A 12,096-nucleotide genomic window follows, 5' to 3' on the forward strand; every position below is an offset into this window, starting at 1 on the left:
TTCACTATGATACTTAGTTGGAGTTTGCTGAAAATGAGAGTCGGTATTCCCTTCTAACTGGTTTGTTTAGTCGGGTAGGATCTGAAGTAGTTCTATCAAGCCGTAAAGTGATGCAAAACCAATGATAGTTGAGAAAAAAACACTTATTCCAACCGTTCTCGGAATTAAGTTGAAGTAGCTTGAAAGAATACTACAGTAGAGTGCCGAAGGCATAGCATACTGAAGTGTTATCACTTTAAGCTCTAGTCCTCTGAATCCAAGAAGATTTCCTATTAGAAAGGCTATACAGGGTGAGACTATGAGTTTTAGTAAAAGTGCAATTATCACAAATTTTACAGGAATAAGTTCAATCTTGGTTTTACTAAGAATTACTCCAAGCTGGACTAGTCCCATAACAAGGGCAGAGAAACCTAGCCAATACACAGGTTCTTTGAGAAAAAACGGTAGTTTTACCCCCAAGATAGTTAATAAAGTTCCTAGTAGCACTGTGTATATAAGAGGTAAGGTTAATACGTTCTTTAGAGAGTTTTTTAGATCCTTTAACGAATCTCCTGAACTGTGAACTCCCCTAGAAGCTAGGTATACTCCGTAGGTTTGGGTTATGATTGAAGTCACTACAAGCACTAAGGTAGCAAAACTACTGGCCTTCGTTCCTAAGTAAAACTCCGTTACGGGTATGCCTATATTTCCCGTATTCGGAAGAAAAGAAAGTAGTATCAGAGAGTATGTAGATCTGTTGGAGAATTTTAGAATACTCGCTATAGATCTTGAGATTAAAAACATTACAATTGTCTGAACGGTCAGATGAATAGACACTAAAAGAAAGTTTTTAATCAAAAAGTCACCATACATATCAAACGCTCTAAGTATCAAAGCAGGAGAGAGAATATACATTGAAAGCACACTTAAGTTGAAAGGATCTACCTTCCTATACTTTGAAAGAATGTATGAGAGGACTATTACTATGAGCACTGGAAAAAGAACCTTGAGAAATAACATCTCAGTTGTCAGTGATGAATTCTAGAAGAAGTTGTCTGCTTTTTGATACTTTTACGTTTAAGTAACCATCTAGAGTATTAAATTCCTCTCCTGAGAATATGTCCGTACCTTTAGAATTGAAAACTCCGGCTGGATAAGTTGGTATCCTTATTTCCTTTTCGCTTTCTGATCTTGTGAGTATTGATATAAAACACTTTTCTTCGTCAAATCTTGAAAAAGCAAAACTATCATCATCTGCATACAGCGGTCTGTATACTCCTAAGTGTAGGGTTTTCTCCCTCAGTTTTAAGTGAGCAAGCTTTGAGTATATCTGTAAAAACCATTTATCCCAGATGTTCTCGTTCCATTCCATCGGATACCTACACCCTTCTACATCTGACGTTCTTCCTCTTATCCCTATCTCATCTCCGTAGTATATTGATACCGTTCCTGGAAGTAAAAAGAGAAGAGATACCATACCCTTGTATATATCCCTATCAAAATACTCTGTGGTGTGAAATCTGAAAATATCGTGTGAATCAAGAAGGTTGTATTGAAGAAAAGCTATTTGGTTGGGTAGTCTGCTAAAGTGTTGTATGATCTGGTTTCTTAGGTTGTTTCCTGTGTAGGGTTTAAGTTTTCTTCCGGGCTCAACTACGTTTCTTAGAAACCAGTCTACTTCTCCGGCAAAACATCTTATAGGTCTTGAGGAGGCAAAGTAGTTCATACAGGCATCTAACTGGTCACCAAGCAGATAACTTATATTATCTTCCCAATGCTCACCAATTAGGTAGGCATCTCTTTTAAGACTTTTGACTCTTTCTCTTATTCTTGCAAATATCTCATTTCCAAATTGATCTTTTTCATTTCTTCCTGTATCGTTTGCAACATCAAATCTCCATCCATCAATGTCAAAACGTTTTATGTAATACCTTACCAGAGAATCTTCACCTTCAAACATTATTTCCCTAAGTTTTAATGAGTTATAGTTTAGCTGAGGCAGTTCTGAAAGGTTTGCCCACCCTTTGTATTCTCCGCTTGGCTTAAAGTAATAAAAGCCTCTCTCTTCAGACTGTGGGTCTGACAAAGCCTTTTTAAACCAAGTGTGTTCACACCCTGTGTGGTTTAATGATACATCTAGAATTATCTTCATCCCGTTTTTATGTAGTTCTTCAACTAGTTTTTTTAGTGCTAAATCCCCTCCTAAGTGTGGATCAACGCTAAAATAGTCAATGCAGTCATATCTGTGATTTGTCATAGCCTTGAATATAGGATTTAGGTACAAAGCATTTACTCCTATGGATTTTAGGTAGGGTATTTTTTGGATTATGCCGTAAAGATCTCCTCCTTGGAAGTCTAGACAAAAACCTCTGCTGTAGGGCAGTGGTTCTGAACCCCATTCAAGTTTTATACTCTTGTGTCCAAGGTATTCATATTCTCCAGTTTTTACACTTATTTCTGGATTGCCCTGAGCGAATCTATCCGGAAATATCTGATAGAACACGCTCTTTGGAACCCAATCGGGATTTTCAAAGTCCGCAAGTATTACAAAGTCATTATCCTCAGTAGGAAAGTAATCAAATACCCCCTTTCTCGTGAAAAAAAGAACTTCGCTTCCTATATCTAGAACAAAGTGGTAGTTCGTAAACCTTTGGGATATCTTTAGCCATCCTTCGTAGTATACAAAGTTGTTTGTTTTCTTGGATGGCTGCATTCTTATATACCGTGACCCCCCATCAATCACCGCCCTTATAAACGCTTTCTTTATAGGGTTGTTTTTCAGTACCCTAAACCTCACTTTAACATACTCGTTATAAGTTGGGTAGGGGTTGGAAACGAAAGTGTGGTTGACTTCGGAGCAGAGAGTTTCTTTCCAGTCAAGCTGAAAAGACATGGAAAACCCCTATAACTTTGAAAAAGGTCTATAAATTACCTATAAGTAAGGTTTCAACTTTGAAGCTTTAGATCTCTGTTTGTCTCCAAACTTTGCTAGAGCTTTACTATATTTTCCTTGATATATTCTCTACCACAAGCTGTATTATAAGGTCCTGAGATATGTTTTCAATTTTCGCTGAGTAGCTAAGGATTATTCTGTGTCTTAGGATGTCAAATACTATCTCGTCAATATGTTCTTTTAGTAGAGTTTTGCTATTTCTTAGAAATGCTAGAGATTTTCCCGCTCTGAGAAGATGTTGAGATGCTCTTGGTCCTGCACCCCATTCAACAAACTCTTTTACTTCGCTGATGTTGCTCTCCGAAGGTCTTGTCTGTCTGGTGATTTTTACAATGTATTCAACTACTTTATCCGATACGAAAACTTCTTCTATTTCTCTTTGATATCTGAAAAATTCCTCTTTTTCCATTATTGGTTGCACTAGGGATAGGTCTGGTGTAGTTCTGCAGATTTTAAGTTCCTCCTCGTATGAAGGATAGTCAACATTGATCTGCATCATAAACCTATCAAGCTGGGCCTCAGGTAGTGGATATGTTCCTTCCTGCTCCAGAGGGTTTTGTGTTGCTATCACGAAAAATGGACTTTCTAGTTGAAAAGTCTTACTGAAGGTGGTTACTTTCTTTTCTTGCATACTTTCCAGTAATGCGGACTGAGTCTTGGGTGAAGCTCGGTTTATTTCGTCGGCAAGAAGAATATTCGTGAAAATTGGTCCTTTGTGGAACCTAAGGCTTTTTTTTCCAGTGCTTCCATCTTCCTCAATTATATCAAATCCTATGATGTCTGCTGGCATTAAGTCAGGTGTAAATTGCACTCTTCTAAACTCAAAACTAAACATTTTTGCTATGGTATTCGCAATCAGCGTTTTAGCAAGCCCCGGAACACCAACAAGCAGTACATGTCCCTCCGAAAAAAGAGAGACAACTATCTTGGTTATTATACTATCCTGACCAATTATTATTTTGCTTTTTTCCTTCAGTATCCTATCTGCTAGTGACAACACTAGAAACTATGGTAAAAAATATGATGTTTTGGTTGCAAACTTTCTAGAAGTGGTTTAATAAAGTCTAAAATTCACAATTAGGTTTAGTTTCTCTTTCTTTCTCTCGCAGTCCCTGTCGGGACTGGGTAAATACTCTTTCTGATGAGTATCCAAGAGACTTGGCATAAGTGAAATTTTGTGATTGACAAACGCTGTCCAGAAGCAAATTAAGTAAGAGTAAGCAAAAAGTTTAGGCTTACTCAGTGGCTTTTGTTTGTCTTTAGGAATTTGTTCCTTTTCCGAAAAATAACAAGGGGAGTGAAGTATGATAATAGGGATAGACTTTGGAACTACAAAGTGTGCTATGGGGTATTACTCGGATGGTGAGGCTAGGATAATAACTGACAGAAAGGGTAGAAAAACAATGCCTTCTGTTGTTGCATTTCTACCCGATGGTAACGTATTGGTTGGAGATAGTGCTAAAAGTAGGCTGTTTATAGACAGTAACAATGTTATCAAGTCTGTTAAAAGGTATCTAGGGACTGATCATAGGTTTGTTGTGAATGGTAGGGTTTATTCACCTGAGGAGGTTGCAAGTATAATACTTTCAAGGTTAAAGGAGATAGCTGAGTATTATCTTGGGGAGATTGTTAGGGATGTTGTTATAACGGTTCCTGCATACTTTTCGGATCTTCAGAGAAATGCTCTTAAGAACGCTTGTAAGATTGCTGGGCTCAATGTTGTTAGAATGATAAATGAACCTACTTCCGCAGCAATTGCTTACGGACTTTCAGACGCAAGTAGTGAGAAGAACATTGTGGTTTATGACTTAGGTGGAGGAACTTTTGATGTTTCCGTTCTTAACGTTAGTGATGGTATTTTTGAGGTTCTAGCAACTTCGGGTAACAATGCCCTAGGAGGTGAGGACTTTGATAGAGCAATTGCAGAGATAATAATAGAAGAATACAAGAGAAAGGAGGGTATTGATCTCTCAAGCGATAGGGTGATTCTTCAAAAGCTTTACGAAGAGGTAGAGAAGGCAAAGATAAACCTTTCTGATGAAGAGGCTGTAGAGGTTATAGTTCCGTTTGTCAGTGCTACGGAGAGTAGTGTAAAACACCTGGATTTTATTCTAACTAGAGAACAGTTTGAGAAAGTTATTTCCCCTTATGTTGAGACAACGATAGAACTTTTAGAAAGAACAATCAGAGATGCTGGGTTAAAGAAAGAAGATATCCATTACCTTTTGATGGTTGGTGGTTCTTCAAGGATACCTTACGTTAGAAGAAGAGTTGAGTCATATTTAGGTATAAAAGCCGAAAATACGATCTCGCCTGAGGAAGTTGTGGCTATAGGTGCTGGAATACAAGCAGGAATAATAGCAGGTGAGATTAAGGGCATTGCTCTAGTTGATGTTACACCTCTTTCCCTAGGTGTTGAAGTTGATGGAGGTATTTTTGTGCCTATCATCTCTAGAAACACTCCAATTCCTACATCTGCAAGCAGAATATTTACTACCGTTGCGGATAACCAAGAATCAGTTGAAATTCACATTCTGCAAGGTGAAAGATCTCTAGCTAAGGATAACATATCTCTGGGTAGGTTTGAACTTAAGGGAATAAGGAAGGCTAGAAAAGGTGAACCTAGAATTGAGGTTAAGTTTGAGATAAATATTGACGGTATTCTGAGTGTCTCTGCTGTTGATCTAACAACAGGTGCTTCTCAGTCTATTCAAATAAAGGATAGACTTATTCTTAGCGATGAGGAGATACATAGAATCATAGAGGAGTGGAAGCGAAATAAAGTTAAAGACGAAGAGATAAGGAAAGTAGCCCTGCTAAGAAGCAAATACAACATAATCTCATCCACAATACAGGATAAACTTCCGAGAATTAAAGAGATTGATAAAGAGCTTTATAAGGAGATCGTTGAACTTATGGAGCAGGTAGAAAAGCTTTTTGACTACTACGAAGTTGAACAGGTGGAGATGAAGATTAGAGAGCTAAAATTCTTGTATGACCAATTCATAGAAAAAGCTTCCTTACCCTCCTAGCAAACTCTTGAATTCTTCAAATTCCTTTCTGATAGAAAGAATGGTATTTCTTATTTCACTCGCTTTTTCCGTTAGGCCTAGGAGTTGTTCGTATATTGTATGAGCCTCATAGGAGAAACTGAATATCTCTTCAACGTTCTTGGTCAACTCCTCTATGTTCCTACTTGTAGTAACTATGTTAGAGCTTAGTTGGTCTACGATGTTCGTTAGGTTAAGAATATCTTTGCTTGTATTCGTATGTGTTGAAAGCAGTTGTTCAATTGTTTCTAAGGTCTTTTCTGTATCAGTATGTTCTTCTTGATTTGTTAGATCGTCAATAGTTTTATGTAAGGTTTCTGAAATATCTTTTTGGAGTGATAGTAATTTTTCTTTACTTTCTACTGCTTTTTTGAGAGTGTTTTCAATAAGAGTTAGCCTGTTTAGTATTTCGTTGGCAATTATCGTAGAAAATTCACTATACTTATCCTTATTCTTTTCTCCAATTATGAGTAGATTTATCGTTTGAACCTTATTTTCCTCTATGTAGTTTTCAATATTCTCTGTAATCTTAAAAATTTCCAGTGGTTGGGTTGAGAGATCCATAGATTTTAGTATTTCTATCATTTGTTTCTGACCTACTAGAAGTAGTGATAGATTTTTTAGACTGTTTAATACTTCTCTCTCCTTTTTGATGGCGCTGTGAATAATTTCTCCTATTTTTGCAGAGTAGAATTTATCAAGTTCAAGTTTTATGTGTTGAAGGTTTTCGTTTAGCATGTGTAGTATTTGTAAACTCTCCGACCTTATCTCGTTTGCTATTGTTTTGGTTTTTTCAAGAGAATTTGTGGTTTCTTCGGCTAGTGATTTAGTAATCTCGGGTAAGTTAAAAGTTTCTTCTATTTTATTTTCAACATCTCTGATGAAAGTCAGAACTTCTTTTACATTTTTTAGCATTTTATCGTTACTTAGTGATATATTGTCTTTGGTTTCGTTTAGAAGCCTTACTAAGACTCTGTTTTCGTTAAGAAGTAGTGAATACCTATTTATAAGTAGGATTAGCACTACTATTGAGAACATCACTATTCCCATACCTAGCAACGATGGAGCATAGGGGTAGAATCTTGTAACTCCGTATAGTTCTAATACTTCCAATACTCCGAAAACTATTACTCCTAAAAATCCGCTCATTACTTGGTTGTATATTTCCAAGTATTCGTGTTTGATTTTGTTTTTTGATAGAGTTAGGTATATGATTTCTAGAGATACTGTGGCTCCGAAGTAGGCTACAAAGATGTCAAAGAGAGGCCCCTCTTTAGCTAGATAATAGATCTTTTCCAGTTTTAGAGTATCTTTTAGGAAGAACTGATCGGAGAAGAAGTTAAGGTATACTATTACTGCTCCAACTAAGAATACTATTATGAACTTTATTTTTGTAATGGCTCCTCTCACTAGGAATAGGGAGATGCATGAGAATGATAGTATAGCTGTTACTAGTGAAAGGATTTCTAGTTTTGATAGAAGTATTATTGTGTTTTTGTTGCGTTCAATTCTTAGTCTATCGCCGGTATCAATTCCATGGAAGGTTAGTAGGAAGTTGGAGATGAGGTATCCCAGTAAGGATATAGATATAAACAGTAGGATTATTAGGAAAATTCTGTTTTTTTCCTTTTCTATGAAGAAAAGAATACATATGCTTAGCATTGAGACTGTGGAGATTGAGAAGAGTATAAGTGAGCCGAGAGGTCCGGTGAAAATGGCTATTTCCTTTAGTAGGTTTTCAATCATATATTCTAGTTTAACACTAGGTGTAGTTTCCTATCCACTAAAGTGTGTTACAGGCTTTTGGTTGGAACTTTAAAGAGTGTTTGAAGGGGTTTTATAATATGCTTATGAATGATGTGGTTATACTTAGCGGTAGGTCTAATCCGGGGTTAGCGAGGAAGATAGCTCAGTATCTTGGGTTGGAGCTTGGGAAGGCTTTGGTTACAGAGTTTTCGGATGGGGAGATATTTGTTAAGATAGAGGAGAGTATAAGGGGTAGCGATGCTTTTGTCATTCAATCAACTTGTAATCCTTCAAATCAGAACTTGATGGAGTTACTGATAATGATAGATGCCTTAAGGCGTGCATCTGCGGAGAGGATAACAGCTGTGATACCTTACTTTGGGTATGCAAGGCAAGACAGAAAAGCTGAACCCAGAGTGCCGATAACTGCTAAACTAGTAGCTAACCTAATAGCAACTGCTGGGGCTAATAGAGTTTTAGCGATGGATTTGCATGCTGATCAGATTCAGGGTTTTTTTGATATACCTGTTGATCATCTTTATGCGTTTCCTGTTTTTATTGAATACTTAAGAGGATACTATGAGAATATAAGTGATTTTGTTGTTGTTTCACCCGATACTGGTGGGGTGAGAAGGGCAAGAGCTTTGGCTTCCTTTCTTGATTTGAATATAGCGATAATTGATAAAAGAAGAACGGAGTATAATGTTGCTGAGGTTATGAATCTTGTAGGGGATGTAAGAGGTAAGAATGCTGTGATAATTGACGACATAATAGACACGGGAGGGACGGTGGCAAAAGCGTCCAGAAAGTTGAAAGAGGAGGGAGCAAAAAAGGTAATAGTAATGGCGACTCATCCTGTTCTCTCGGGAGATGCAAAAAGCAAACTTTCAGAGGAGGCGATTGATGAAATAGTAGTGACTGATACTATTCCAATCCCCGAGGAGAAAATGTTACCAAAGATGAGAGTTCTTAGCGTTTATAAACTTTTTGCTGAAGCGATATCAAGAATCCATACAAACAGTTCGGTAAGTTCGTTGTTTGTGAAGAAGTGAGAGGCGGTTACAGTTGTGTAAACTGAGAGGTTTTTTTCTACCGATACTTACCTAAGAAGATTGTTTTCCTGTTCTTCCTTTTAAGGATAAGAGCTAGTGATTTGGTGGAATAGAAATACTTTAGGAGGTTTACGTTTGTGTTATGGTAGGTGTTATTGACTATGGAGCAGGAAACATCAGAAGTATGGTTAATGCAATTTTGAGGGTTGGTAGGAAGTTTGGAGTTGAGGTGGTTGTTTCTTCCGATGTGGATACTTTGAAACACTCTGAAAAGCTTATTCTTCCGGGAGTGGGGGCTTTTGCAGATGTAATGGCAAACCTTAGGAGGAATAACCTTGATGTGTTTATAAAGGATTGGATAGCAAGTGGTAGAAAGTTTATGGGTGTATGTGTAGGGCTTCAAGTTCTTTTTGAGGTTGGGTATGAGGGAGAGAGGGTTGATGGGCTTGGAATATTTAGGGGAGAGGTGGTCAGATTTTCAAAAGCAGAACCCATTCCTCATATCGGTTGGAACCAGATCAATGTTGTTAATGAAAACCTTTTCTTTTCAAAAGAGGATAGTGGAAAATACTTCTATTTTGTGCATTCGTATTATGCAGTTGTGGATACTCCGGAGATAGTGAGCACTACTACTGAATATAAAGGTGAGGTCTTCGTCTCTTCAATCTTTTGCGAAAATTTGTTTGCTGTCCAGTTTCATCCAGAAAAGAGTCATCTTAACGGAGAAGAAGTTATTAGAAAGTTTTTAGTAGATTTTTAGTATGAACATAAAGGAAGTAATGTCTGAGATAAAAAATAGGATAGTAATTGAGGAGGTTATAGGCAGGTATGTTAACCTTAAAAGGGTAGGTAAGAACTATGTAGGCTTGTGTCCGTTTCATCGTGAGAAAACTCCTTCGTTTACAGTTGCGCCGGAAAAAGGGTTTTACCATTGTTTTGGGTGTGGTAAGAGTGGTGATGTTTTTACTTTTGTGATGGAGATAGAGAAAATATCCTTTATGGAGGCAGTTAGGAAGCTTGCTAAAGAAGCCAGAGTAGATATAGATGGTGTGCTTTATAGAGGAAGTAAGGCTGACAAGATGCTTGTAACGAATTTAAAGCAGATTAATTCCGAAGCTCAAAAGTTTTTTGCTTTTCATCTGACGAAGAGTGAGAGAGGAAAGGTAGGGATGGATTATCTCAAAAGCCGTAGGGTGAACAAGATGGTTGCTGAGAAGTTTAAATTTGGAATGGCTCCTGATAGCAAGAAAGCTCTTTATAGCTACCTTAAGTCAAAATTCTTTACCGATGATACTATATTTGAGTCTAAACTTGTTCTAAAGACATCCAGTGGCCCGATGGATTTATTCAGAGGTAGACTTACTTTACCGATAGAGAGTGAGTATGGAGAGATAGTTGGTTTTGCCGGGAGGGCACTCTCTGATAAAGAAAGTGCTAAATACATAAACCTTCCGGAAACTGTTCTTTTCAGAAAGAGGCAAATCCTCTTTGGGTTTAATCATGCAAAAGGTAGGATAAAGGAGAAGGGGAGAGTGTTTCTGGTTGAAGGATATTTTGATGTGATTTCTCTTCATAGGTGTGGGATAGAGAATGTATGTGGTGTTATGGGGACTGCTTTGACAGTGGAGCAGGTGAAGCTTTTTAGTAATATAGCGAATACGGTGTATCTTTTTTTTGACTCCGATAGTGCCGGGGTTAAAGCTGTGGAAAAAGCAATACCGCTTATTCTAAATAACTCTGATCTAGAGGTAAAGCTTGTTAAGTTTTCTCAAAAAGATCCAGATGAGTTCGTTAAAGTTTTGGAAAGCAAAGGAGAAAAGGTAGATGAAGATATGCTGTTGAAAAATTCTTGTGATATTGTTGATTTTTTCCTGTACCACAATAGCTCCATCCTAGAGAGTGATGATAAAGTTCTTAAAATGTCCTTTCTGCTTAAGATGTTCTACTTTGTCTCACTTATGAAGAACATCTATGATAAGAAAGAGGCTATCAGAAAACTCTCAGAGGCGATAGGTGTAAGTGAGTCTGTTGTGTCTTCGGAGTTTGAAAAGTATCAAAGTAAGCAAAGAATGAACGCTGATAATGTATCTCTTGCTTACTCTGAACTCTCAAATAAAGATATTGAGATAGTTATTGCTTATATGGTAAGTAAAGATAATTCTCTGTTTGATATACTTAGAACTGAAGTAGACATAGAGAGTATGAAGAATGAAACTGCAAGAGTTTACCTTACTTTTCTTGAGGATTACTTGCTAAGCGAAGAGGTTAGTGAGGAAAGTGTGAATACTCTCTACCTTCTTCAGTCTGAGGTTGAGAGTAAGGCAACAAACGTGATTTTAGTGTCTGGGGAGAGTTTGAAAGAGGATTTTGAATTTCTGTTGGCGCTTTATAAGATAAGAAGGATAAGAGATAGGAAGAGGGAGATCCAGAGTATAATAGAGAGGGTTAGCAGTGAGGAAGCTGATAGGGAGATAGTAGAAGAACTTCTGGAGGAAAAGCATCTTCTTACACTTGAGGAGAAAAAGATAAAAGAGAATATGAGGATTGCTTATTGAAAGTTTTTACTTGCTCTCTATCTTACTGCGGATATATTCAACTAGCTCTTGGTATACTTTCTCTCCATATCTCTCCTTTATCTGAGTTTCATACTTGTATACTAGTTCTACGAAATTGGGAAAGATTGTATGGAAAAGGAATCTTGAGTAAAAGTTCTTAGGGTCAAGTTCTAGAGACTTGTCAAGTTTTTTCAGGGCTTCGTAGTGTAAGTTGTCCCAATAATCAACCAATCCAGTATTTGCCAAAATCATGCTATAGTGTTTTTTAGGATCAGTATCCGTGAATTTTGAAAGTTCTAGTGGTGTTGAGTATTTGAGGATAAGCTTCAAGTTTTTCACCTTTGTATCTTCTGCAACCCTTCGGTGAAATTCTGCAAATTCAACGGATGATTTCAAGTCAGATAGTATTTCTCCTTTCTCTCTCTCAACGAGAATGTTGAATAACTCTGGAGACAAAAGCACCAATGACTTAAAAGTGTCTTCATCTGCTATTCCTATGGTTTTCAAGTCTCCGAAATCCTTGCTGAAAATTTCAAGTTTTTCAAACTTTCCTTTTTTAGTAAGCACTAATGTGTATGTTCCGGTTACCATAAGAGAGACATTTGAGAAGACACTTCTTACGGTTTTTAGTATTGATGTGAAATCGTAAACTTCAAGGTTGTGGATAGGAATCCACTGGATAAATACTCCATCTTCTCTCAGTTTAGAGTGGACTAGTGAATAAAACTCTCTTGTGAATAGCATCCAACTATCTGAGGATG

Annotated in this window: 9 protein-coding genes; 4 read left to right on the forward strand and 5 right to left on the reverse strand. The window is 37.3% G+C overall.

Going from position 1 to position 12,096, the window contains the following annotated elements:
• Positions 1-66 precede the first annotated feature (66 nt).
• The 3 genes from ABDH28_02785 to ABDH28_02795 form a co-directional block, all read right to left on the reverse strand.
• Complete coding sequence (locus tag ABDH28_02785; GenBank protein MEN2997946.1) at positions 67-999, reverse strand: AEC family transporter; 933 nt, start codon at positions 997-999, stop codon at positions 67-69.
• Position 1,000: 1 nt separating this feature from the next.
• Positions 1,001-2,872: a glycoside hydrolase family 13 protein gene (locus ABDH28_02790; protein ID MEN2997947.1), complete on the reverse strand. Its 1,872-nt coding sequence runs from the start codon at positions 2,870-2,872 to the stop codon at positions 1,001-1,003.
• A gap of 106 nt (positions 2,873-2,978) precedes the next feature.
• Entirely contained in the window at positions 2,979-3,932 is a 954-nt protein-coding gene (locus ABDH28_02795) for a MoxR family ATPase (protein MEN2997948.1), read from the reverse strand.
• A 304-nt stretch (positions 3,933-4,236) separates the two neighbouring features.
• On the opposite strand from ABDH28_02795, the gene ABDH28_02800 reads away from it, so the two are divergent.
• The gene (locus tag ABDH28_02800) at positions 4,237-5,964 is read left to right on the forward strand and encodes an Hsp70 family protein (protein ID MEN2997949.1); all 1,728 of its coding nucleotides are present in this window, start codon (positions 4,237-4,239) and stop codon (positions 5,962-5,964) included.
• Here the strand turns inward: ABDH28_02800 and ABDH28_02805 are convergent.
• A complete protein-coding gene (locus ABDH28_02805) occupies positions 5,953-7,728 on the reverse strand; it encodes a hypothetical protein (protein MEN2997950.1) in 1,776 nt (591 codons plus the stop codon). The genes ABDH28_02800 and ABDH28_02805 overlap by 12 nt on opposite strands.
• Positions 7,729-7,826: 98 nt before the next feature.
• Between ABDH28_02805 and ABDH28_02810 the strand changes: the two genes are divergently transcribed.
• From ABDH28_02810 to dnaG, 3 genes are all read left to right on the forward strand, one after another.
• The gene (locus tag ABDH28_02810; protein MEN2997951.1) at positions 7,827-8,780 is read left to right on the forward strand and encodes a ribose-phosphate pyrophosphokinase; all 954 of its coding nucleotides are present in this window, start codon (positions 7,827-7,829) and stop codon (positions 8,778-8,780) included.
• A 142-nt stretch (positions 8,781-8,922) separates the two neighbouring features.
• The gene (gene hisH / locus ABDH28_02815) at positions 8,923-9,540 is read left to right on the forward strand and encodes an imidazole glycerol phosphate synthase subunit HisH (protein MEN2997952.1); all 618 of its coding nucleotides are present in this window, start codon (positions 8,923-8,925) and stop codon (positions 9,538-9,540) included.
• A gap of 1 nt (position 9,541) precedes the next feature.
• Complete coding sequence (dnaG, locus tag ABDH28_02820) at positions 9,542-11,335, forward strand: DNA primase (GenBank protein MEN2997953.1); 1,794 nt, start codon at positions 9,542-9,544, stop codon at positions 11,333-11,335.
• A 6-nt stretch (positions 11,336-11,341) separates the two neighbouring features.
• Here the strand turns inward: dnaG and ABDH28_02825 are convergent.
• A partial coding sequence (locus ABDH28_02825) for a hypothetical protein (GenBank protein ID MEN2997954.1) occupies positions 11,342-12,096 on the reverse strand: 755 nt, incomplete at its 5' end.

Source organism: Brevinematia bacterium, assembly GCA_039630355.1.
Taxonomy (GTDB): domain Bacteria; phylum Spirochaetota; class Brevinematia; order DTOW01; family DTOW01; genus SKYB106.

What these genes read in the sequence shown, in the direction of transcription:
- ABDH28_02785 (MEN2997946.1), bottom strand. Translation starts at nt 999, where the DNA reads ATGTTATTTCTCAAGGTTCTTTTTCCAGTGCTCATAGTAATAGTCCTC.
- ABDH28_02790 (MEN2997947.1), bottom strand. Translation starts at nt 2,872, where the DNA reads ATGTCTTTTCAGCTTGACTGGAAAGAAACTCTCTGCTCCGAAGTCAAC.
- ABDH28_02800 (MEN2997949.1), top strand. Translation starts at nt 4,237, where the DNA reads ATGATAATAGGGATAGACTTTGGAACTACAAAGTGTGCTATGGGGTAT.
- ABDH28_02805 (MEN2997950.1), bottom strand. Translation starts at nt 7,728, where the DNA reads ATGATTGAAAACCTACTAAAGGAAATAGCCATTTTCACCGGACCTCTC.
- ABDH28_02810 (MEN2997951.1), top strand. Translation starts at nt 7,827, where the DNA reads ATGCTTATGAATGATGTGGTTATACTTAGCGGTAGGTCTAATCCGGGG.
- hisH (MEN2997952.1), top strand. Translation starts at nt 8,923, where the DNA reads ATGGTAGGTGTTATTGACTATGGAGCAGGAAACATCAGAAGTATGGTT.
- dnaG (MEN2997953.1), top strand. Translation starts at nt 9,542, where the DNA reads ATGAACATAAAGGAAGTAATGTCTGAGATAAAAAATAGGATAGTAATT.